Origin of the sequence: Burkholderia sp. ABCPW 111, from assembly GCF_000773065.1 — a bacterium.
Classification (GTDB): Bacteria; Pseudomonadota; Gammaproteobacteria; order Burkholderiales; family Burkholderiaceae; genus Burkholderia; species Burkholderia savannae.
The window spans coordinates 1-8,753 of record NZ_JPWT01000005.1 but is presented as its reverse complement, the minus strand read 5'-3'; the positions used below and the strand labels follow the sequence as shown (position 1 = coordinate 8,753).

At 71.3% G+C, this 8,753-nt stretch carries 6 protein-coding genes; all 6 read left to right on the top strand.

What is annotated here, in order from left to right; genetic code table 11:
* Window positions 1–255 precede the first annotated feature (255 nt).
* The 6 genes from X946_RS03675 to X946_RS03650 all read left to right on the top strand — a co-directional run bounded on the left by X946_RS03675 (window position 256) and on the right by X946_RS03650 (window position 8,741).
* Window positions 256–1,155, top strand: coding sequence for an alpha/beta fold hydrolase (locus X946_RS03675; RefSeq protein WP_038744245.1), 900 nt, complete (start codon window positions 256–258; stop codon window positions 1,153–1,155).
* Window positions 1,156–1,404: 249 nt separating this feature from the next.
* Complete coding sequence (locus X946_RS03670; protein ID WP_038744242.1) at window positions 1,405–2,724, top strand: glycosyltransferase; 1,320 nt, start codon at window positions 1,405–1,407, stop codon at window positions 2,722–2,724.
* Window positions 2,721–4,298, top strand: coding sequence for a DHA2 family efflux MFS transporter permease subunit (locus X946_RS03665; RefSeq protein ID WP_038744240.1), 1,578 nt, complete (start codon window positions 2,721–2,723; stop codon window positions 4,296–4,298). Before X946_RS03670 ends, X946_RS03665 begins: the two co-directional genes overlap by 4 nt.
* Before the next feature lie 107 nt (window positions 4,299–4,405).
* A complete protein-coding gene (locus tag X946_RS03660; protein WP_052144996.1) occupies window positions 4,406–5,455 on the top strand; it encodes a glycosyltransferase family 2 protein in 1,050 nt (349 codons plus the stop codon).
* A 117-nt stretch (window positions 5,456–5,572) separates the two neighbouring features.
* A complete protein-coding gene (locus X946_RS03655) occupies window positions 5,573–7,135 on the top strand; it encodes an efflux transporter outer membrane subunit (RefSeq protein ID WP_161788633.1) in 1,563 nt (520 codons plus the stop codon).
* Between the two features lie 352 nt (window positions 7,136–7,487).
* Window positions 7,488–8,741 carry an HlyD family efflux transporter periplasmic adaptor subunit gene (locus X946_RS03650; protein WP_038744236.1) on the top strand — a complete coding sequence of 418 codons (1,254 nt, stop codon included), beginning with the start codon at window positions 7,488–7,490 and terminating at the stop codon, window positions 8,739–8,741.
* Window positions 8,742–8,753: the final 12 nt, after the last annotated feature.

Below are 8,753 nucleotides of genomic sequence, written 5' to 3'. Positions count from 1 at the left end.
TCAAGAGGCGTCATGCGAGATAGAGGCGCTGGAGACCACGGGCTAAAGGGAGCGGGGGAACCGCGACAGGCCCGGGGAGGCGTATTGCCTGTTGCGAATGCGGCATGGCGATGCGCGGCTCCGGCGAGTGGGTAGTCGTCACGGCGCGCGCGAGGCAGGGCGGGCAGATCGCGCGGGAGGGCGGGCGGCTACGTGGAGGCGTCCGAGAAGGGCGCGGGATCAGCTCATTTGCCGAGCAGATGCGGGAGAAACGCCATGCCTATCGAGAAACAGGTCGTTGCGCTGCCGAGCGGACTGAAGGTCCACGTCGAGCGTCACGTGTTCGATCCGGCCTTCGAGACGGCCATCCTCGTGAACGGCGCGCTGGCGACGACGGCGTCGTTCGGCCAGACGATTCGCTACCTGGGCGAGCGCCTGAACGCGGTGTGCTTCGATTTGCCGTACGCGGGTCAGTCGCGCCAGCACAATCCGGGCGAGTACATTCTGACGAAGGACGACGAGGTCGAGATTCTGCTGCACCTGGCCGAGCGGTTCGAGCCGAGCTACCTGCTGTCGGTGTCGTGGGGCGGGGTGGCGTCGCTGTTCGCGCTGTCGCGGGGCTGCGCGAGCGTGCGGCGGGCGGTGGTCGCGTCGTTCTCGCCGTTCCTGAACGACGCGATGACGGACTACGTGACGCGCGCGCGCGATCACATCGCGGCGGGCGAGAACCTGAAGGCGGCGCAGTTGCTGAACGACACGGTGGGCCGCTACCTGCCGCGGATCATGAAGCTGTACAACTACCGCTACCTGACGAAGCTGCCGCGCAAGGAGCAGGACCAGGTGGCGTTCCACGTCGACCAGATTCTGTCGATGCAGCCGGAGCAGTACCTGCCGGAATTCCGCAACATCGGCTGCGACGTGAAGTTCATCAACGGGGAGCTGGACGAGTACACGACGTCGTCGGACGTGCGTCGGCTGGCGGCGTACGTGCGCCGGGCGGAGTTCGCGACGATCCGGCAGGCGGGACACTTCCTGGACCTCGAGGGGCGTCAGCAGCAGGAGCAGGTTCGCACGGCGATCCTGGGGTTCTTCGGCGAGGAGCGGGCGAGCGCGGCGCGGGACGAGGCGCAGGGCGAGGCGCTCGCGCCGCTGGGGCAGATGCCGGCGCTGTCGTAACGGCGTGCGTGGGCCGAGGCAGGCGGGCGTTCGCGCGCGGCCGGTGTCGCGGCTCGTTCAAATCAGGCAGGCAGGCGTGGCGCGCGCCGCGTGACGCGGCGACGGCAAGGCGCGTTCGTGTCACGGAACGGTTCGTTCAACGGAAGATCCCGACGGCAGGCGGCCGAACCCCGGCCGGCGACGGACGATCCGGTTCGAACGTTTCGCGGTCGCGCCGACGGCTGCCGCGCGCAATCGAGTGACGAAGCGATGTCGAAAGTAATCGTGACGGCGATCGGGTCGGCGGGGGACGTGCACCCGCTGCTCGGGGTGGGCCGGGCGCTGTCGGCGCGCGGCCACGAGGTGGTGTTCTGCACGCATCCGCCGTTCGAGGCGGCGGTGCGCGCGAGCGGCTTCGCGTTCGTGCCGGTGGGCACGGCGCGGGAGTACGCGCAGGCGATGGCGGACCCGGCGCTGTGGGACCCGCGCACGTCGTTCAAGACGCTGTGGCGGGTGATCGCGCCGGTGGTGCGGCCGCACTTCGACGCGCTGCGCGCGCTGAGCGACGCGGACACGGTGCTGGTGGGCACGCTGTGGGCGTTCTCGGCGCGGCTGATGCAGGAGCGCTACGGGACGCGCTACGTGTCGGTGCAGGTGTCGCCGTCGACGCTGCTGTCGGCGCACGCGCCGCCGACGCACAAGCGGCTGACGATCCCGGCGGGGCTGCCGCTGGCGGTGAAGGCGGGGCTGATGACGCTGATCGAGCGGCAGGTGCTGGACCGGGTGTGCGGGCCGGAGCTGAACGCGGTGCGGCAGGCGCTGGATCTCGCGCCGGCGAGGCGGATTCTGGGGCGGTGGCTGCATTCGACGGACGGGGTGCTGTGCCTGTTTCCGTCGTGGTTCGCGCCGGCGCAGCGGGATTGGCCGGCGAATCACCTGCAAAGCGGGTTTCCGCTGTTCAACGACGCGGGGCCGCACGAGGCGGACCCGGAGCTGGACGCGTTCGTCGCGTCGGGCGACGCGCCGGTGGTGTTCACGGCGGGCTCGACGCTGGTGGACGGGCGGACCTACGAGCGGGCGGTGACGCAGGTGCTGCAAGCGACGGGCGTGCGGGGCATCCTGCTCGCGCCGGACGCGCCGGCGGCATCGGACGGGACGACGGGGCCAACGGGAACGAGGGCGCACGATGATGCGCCACGCAACGGCGTGACGCTGCTCAAGCGGCGCTACGTGCCGCTGGCGGCGCTGCTGCCGCGCTGCCGGGCGCTGGTGCATCACGGCGGGATCGGGACGGCGTCGCTGGCGTACGCGGCGGGGGTGCCGCAGGTGGTGACGCCGTTCGCGCACGACCAGTTCGACAACGCGCAGCGGGTGGCGGCGAGCGGCTGCGGGGTGCGGCTGGACGCGCCGGTGCGGGGCGAGCCGCTTGCGCGCTCGCTGCTGCGGGTGCTGGGCGACGAGGCGATGGCGGCGCGCTGCGGTGAGGTGCGGGCGCGGATGGCGGCGCAGCCGAACGGCTGCGACGAGGCGGCGCGCTTCATCGAGCGCTTCGCGCCGGGGGTGGCGGCGCGGCAGGCGCAGCCGGCATGAGCGCGCAAGCGTTGCCGGCGGATCGGGCCGCGAGCGCGCCGCCGGCGCCGGCCGCACCGGCGCTGCGCGGCGCGAGGCTCGCGCTGCTGACGTTCGCGCTGTCGCTCGCGACGTTCATCGAGGTGCTGGATTCGACGGTGGCGAACGTCGCGGTGCCGGCGATCTCGGGCAGCCTCGGGGTGTCGAACAGCCAGGGGACGTGGGTGATCAGCTCGTACTCGGTGGCCGCGGCGATCGCGGTGCCGCTGACGGGGTGGCTCGCGCGGCGGGTGGGGGAGCTGAGGCTGTTCGTCGCGTCGGTGATCCTGTTCACGCTGACGTCGCTGCTGTGCGGGCTCGCGCGGGACCTGGAGGTGCTGGTGGCGTGCCGGGCGCTGCAGGGGCTGTTCTCGGGGCCGATGGTGCCGCTGTCGCAGACGATTCTGCTGCGCGCGTTCCCGCCGGCCAGGCGCACGCTGGCGCTGGCGCTGTGGGGGATGACGGTGCTGCTCGCGCCGATCTTGGGGCCGGTGGTGGGCGGCTGGCTGATCGACAACTTCTCGTGGCCGTGGATCTTCCTGATCAACCTGCCGATCGGGCTGTTCTCGTTCGCGGTGTGCACGCTGATGCTGCACCCGCAGGAGCAGCGGGGCGAGGCGAGCCCGATCGACGTGACGGGGATCGTGCTGCTGGTGATCGGGGTGGGGGCGCTGCAGGCGGTGCTGGATCTGGGCCACGACCGGGGCTGGTTCGATTCGTCGCTGATCACGACGCTCGCGATCGTGGCGGGGGTGTCGCTCGTGTCGCTGCTGATCTGGGAGCTGGGGGAGGCGCATCCGGTGGTGGAGCTGAGCCTGTTCCGGGAGCGGACCTTCACGTTCTGCGTGGTGATCATCTCGCTGGGGATGATGAGCTTCTCGGTGGTGGGGGTGGTGTTTCCGCTGTGGCTGCAGTCGGTGATGGGCTACACGGCGTACCAGGCGGGGCTGGCGACGGCGTCGATGGGGGTGCTGGCGCTGGTGTTCTCGATCCTGGTGGGGCTGTACGCGAGCCGGGTGGACGCGCGGGTGCTGGTGACGTTCGGATTCCTGGTGTTCGCGGGGGTGATGTGGTGGAGCACGCACTTCACGCTGACGATGACGTTCGCGCAGGTGGTGACGCCGCGGCTGATCCAGGGGATGGGGCTGCCGTGCTTCTTCATTCCGCTGACGGCGGCGACGCTGTCGCGGGTGTCGGACGACAAGCTGGCGGCGGCGTCGAGCCTGTCGAACTTCTTGAGGACGCTGTCGGCGGCGTTCGGCACGGCGCTGAGCGTGACGTGGTGGGACAACCGGGCGACGTATCACTACGCGGTGGTGTCGCAGTCGGTGACGCGAGCGTCGGAGAACACGCAGCGGTACGTGGACGCGCTGCACGCGATGGGTCTGCACGGGACGCGGGAGCTGAGCTCGCTGCACCAGGTGGTGCGGCAGCAGGCGTACATGATGGCGACGAACGACATGTTCTACATGGCGAGCGGGACGTGCGTGTTGCTGGCGGGGCTGATGTGGCTGACGCGGCCGAAGCGGGGCGCGGCGGCGACGATGGGGCATTGAGGCGCCATGCTCCGGGTGTGAGGGCGAAGGGCGATGCGTCGAAGTCCTGACGACTTGGCGCAGCGATAGGGTGCGCGGCGAGCACCCGAACCACCGAGGGAAGAGCGATGACGAGCTTGGGCGCGCTGGTGATTCTGTATTACCCGACGGACGAGCAGTTGTCGGGCCTGGAGGCGCTCGCGCGCGACAGCGACGCGCTCGTGGTCGTCGACAACACGCCGCACGAGCACGCGGCGGCGCGCGAGCGGGTGGGGGCGCTGTCGTCGCGGGGGAATATCGTATGGCGGCACCAGGGCAACCGCGGCGGGGTGGCGGGCGCGTACAACGCGGGGCTGTCGGCGCTGTTCGCGCAGGGCGTCGACGCGGTGGCGCTGTTCGACCAGGATTCGACGGTGCCGGCGGGGTACTTCGCGCAGATGCGCGACGCGTGCGCGCGGCTGGGCGAGGGGGCAGGCGCGGGCGCGTTCGTCGCGGGGCCGCGGATCTACGACGCGAACGAAGCGCGCTTCCTGCCGGAGCTGATGACGAGCGGCGTGACGGTGCGCCGGGTGCGGGTGGAAGGGGAGACGGCGCCGCAGCGCTGCGCGTTCCTGATCTCGTCGGGCAGCGTGATCTCGCGGGCGGCGTACGCGCGGCTCGGAAGGTTCGACGAGGCGCTGTTCATCGACCACGTCGACACCGAGTACTGCCTGCGCGCGCTTGCGCACAACGTGCCGCTGTACGTGGTGCCGTCGCTGGTGCTGACGCACCGGATCGGGGCGCGGCGGCGGCACAAGGTGGGGCCGTTCGAGCTGACCGCGATGCATCACTCGTGGCAGCGGCGGTATTACGGCGCGCGCAACGCGATGCAGCTGGGGCTGCAGTACGGGCTGCGGTTTCCGGTGGCGCTGGTGCCGAATCTGCTGACGGTGTGGCAGGTGATCCAGGTGGTGCTGTGCGAGCGGGAGAAGGGGGCGAAGCTGCGGGGGATCGCGCTGGGCGTGCTCGACGGCGTGTTCGGGCAGCTCGGATCGTTCGACGAGGCGCGCTCGGGCACGGCGGCTCGCGAGCCGCATCGAGGAGCCGGTCAGCCTGAATCGTTCAGTCACCCGAACGAATCTCGCCGCGACGCGACGCCGGACTCCCTGGAGCGCGATGGCGAGATCGTCGCGAGATGACATCGAACAGGTTGTCGATACAAACGGGATTGCAAGCGGACGATTGGTCGAATCCGACGCATTTCAACATCACGTCACGACACGCAACTCAGTGCGCATGAAGGAATGACGACGCGGATGAATCAGGCGGCAACGAGAACGACAGGAGGACGCGCGGCGCGCTGGTTCGCGGCGGCGGCGCTTGCATGGACGCTGGCCGGCTGCGTGCCGTCGGGGTTCAAGCCGACGCTCGCGCCGCGCGAGCCCGGCGACGACGCGCTCGCGCAGACGACGGGCGGCGCCACGCACGGCGCATGGCCGAGCCCGGACTGGGTGCGGCAGCTCGGCGATCCGCAGCTCGACGCGCTGGTCGCCGAAGCGCTGCAGCAGAACCCGACGCTGCAGGCCGCGCAGGCGCGAATCGGCGTCGCGCAGTCGCAGTTGCAGCAGTTCGAATCGCTCACGGGGCTCACCGCGACGGCGGGCGCGTCGCTCAGCAAGGCGCACGTGCCGCGCTCGGGCGGCACCATCAATACGACGTTGAACGGCTTGCCGGTGTCGGTGCCGCTCGTGGGCGAGTCGGTGGTGTCGTCGTCGTCGCTGTTCGTCGGGCTGAACTACCAGCTGGATCTGTGGGGCAAGAACGCGGCGGCGACGCGCGGGCTGATGTCGATGCGCGACGCGGCGCGGGTCGAGGCGGAGCAGGCGCGGCTCACGCTGTCGGTGGCGATCGTGACGCTGTACGGCGAGCTGGACCGCGCGTACGCGCTGCGCGAGCTGCTGCTGCTCAAGCGCCGCTCGAGCGAGCAGGTCGAGACGGTGCTGCGCGAGCGCGCGGCGCGCGGGATCGACAACGGCTACGACGCGGACGATGCGGCGCTCAAGCGCAGCAAGCTGCTCGAGCAGATCGCGCTGCTCGACGAGCAGATCCAGCTGCAGAAGCTGCAGCTGGGGGTGCTGACGGGGCGCGGGCCGGAGCGGGGGCTGTCGCTCGCGCGGCCGAAGCTCGCGCCGCTCGCGGACGCGCCGCTGCCGGCGCGGCTGCCGGCGGGGCTCCTGGGTCGGCGGCCGGACATCGTCGCGGCGCGGCTGCGGGTGGAGGCGGCGTATGCGTCGATCGACGGCACGCGCGCGTCGTTCTACCCGGACGTGAACCTGGCGGCGCTGGGCGGGCTGTTCGCGCTGGCGCCGGCGTCGCTGTTCAAGCACGATGCGCTGGGCGGCTCGATCGGGCCGGCGCTGTCGCTGCCGATCTTCGATCGCGGCCGGCTGAAGGCGAAGCTGGGCGGCGACGTGGCGAACGCGGACGTGGCGCTCGCGCTGTACAACCAGACGGTGGATGGGGCGCTGGGCGAGGTGGCGCGGCAGCTGACGTCGCTGTCGACGGTCGATGCGCTGCTCAAGGAGCAGCAGCAGGCGGTGCGCTCGGCGCAGCGGATGGTGGCGCTGGCGGAGGACCGGCACCGTCGCGGGATGGGGATGCAGAAGGACGTGAACCTGGCGAAGCTGACGCTGCTGGACGAGCGCTCGCACGCGATCGAGCTGCAAGCGCGGCGTCGGACGTTGCGGGTGGGGCTGATCGGGGCGCTGGGCGGCGGGTTCGACGCGCGGCAGGCGAGCGGCGGGCCGCTCGCGCAGGCGGGCAAGCCGTTCGCGGCGGCGTCGCGGCCGGCCGAGGCGAACGAGCCGCAGCGCGACTGACCGGTGCGGTCGAGGGATTCGGCGGACGGTCGAAGCGACGGGCGAACGCGCGGCGGCGATCGAATGGCGGTCGACGCGATGCATGCTTCGGCGGGCGATGCAATGCTATTCGGGAGCGTCGAGCGCGCATGCATCAGGCACGAACGCATCGAGCACGAACGCATCGGGCATCAACGCATCGAGCACCATCAAGTAGGAAGACATCACCACGAGCGCCACCTCCATTGTGACTACGAGAGATTCAACCGACACTGCAACCGAACATCGAAGCCCTCCGGAGCGATCCGCGACGCCGCCCGGGCATGCCCGGCCAACGCACGATAGCGCCACCGACATCACGCACGCGAAGACCTTGAACGACACCGCCACTCACACCCGGCGCGCCAAGGCGCCGAACGATACGACGACCGCGGACGGCGCGCACGCGACGCCGGCGTCCGAGCACGCGCATCCCGACGCGGCCGCGTCGCTCGCCGCGCGCCGCGCGACGCGCCGCCGCCGCTTCACGCTGTTCTTCGGACTGCTGGCGATCGTCGCGCTCGCGGCGGCGCTCTACTGGTTCCTCGTCGGCCGCTTTAGCGAGGAGACCGACGACGCGTACGTGGCGGGCAACGTCGTGCAGATCGCCGCGCAGATTCAGGGGACGGTGACCGACATCCTGGTGACGGACACGCAGCGGGTGAAGGCGGGGCAGGTGCTGGTGAAGCTCGACGACGCGGACGCGTCGGCGGCGTACGCGCAGGCGCGGGCGCAGCTCGCGCAGGCGGTGCGGCAGGTGGCGAACACGCGGCTGTCGATGGGGATGTACGAAGAGACGGTGAAGGCGCGGGAGGCGGACCTGAAGCTCGCGCAGCAGGCGTACCGGGCGCGGGTGGGGGCGTCGGTGGAGGTGGTGGCGCCGGAGGATCTGGCGCGGGCGAAGTCGTCGCTGGCGAACGCGCAGGCGGCGCTGGCGGGCGCGCAGGCGCAGCTGGACGCGGCGCGCGCGCTGGGCAGCGAGCGGCCGGCCGGGCAGAACCCGGCGGTGCAGCAGGCGGGCGCGCAGTTCAAGCTCGCGTACCGGAACCTGAAGCGCACGACGATCGTGTCGCCGGTGGACGGGACGGTCGGGCAGCGGTCGGTGCAGATCGGGCAGCAGGTGGGGCCGGGGGTGCCGCTGATGTCGGTGGTGCAACTGCGGCAGGTGTGGGTGGAGGCGAACTTCAAGGAAGGGCAGATCCGGCACATGCGGGTGGGGCAGCCGGTGCAGCTCGAGTCGGACCTGTACGGCGCGCGGGTGACGTATCGGGGCCGGGTGGAGGGGTTCTCGGCGGGGACGGGGAGCGCGTTCTCGATGCTGCCGCCGCAGAACGCGGCGGGGAACTGGATCAAGGTGGTGCAGCGGGTGCCGGTGGTGATCTCGCTGGAGCCGTCGGAGCTGGCGGCGCATCCGCTGCGGGTGGGGCTGTCGATGAAAGCGACGGTCCGCACGAAGGAGCGGGGCGGGCATCTGCTCGACGGCGAGGCGCCGCTGCCGGGCTTGCGCACGCAGGTGCACGACGGGTATGCGGGCGAGGCCGACGCGGCGGCGGAGGCGGTGATTCGGGAGAACGACGGCGGCCGGTGACGAGGCGCTCGC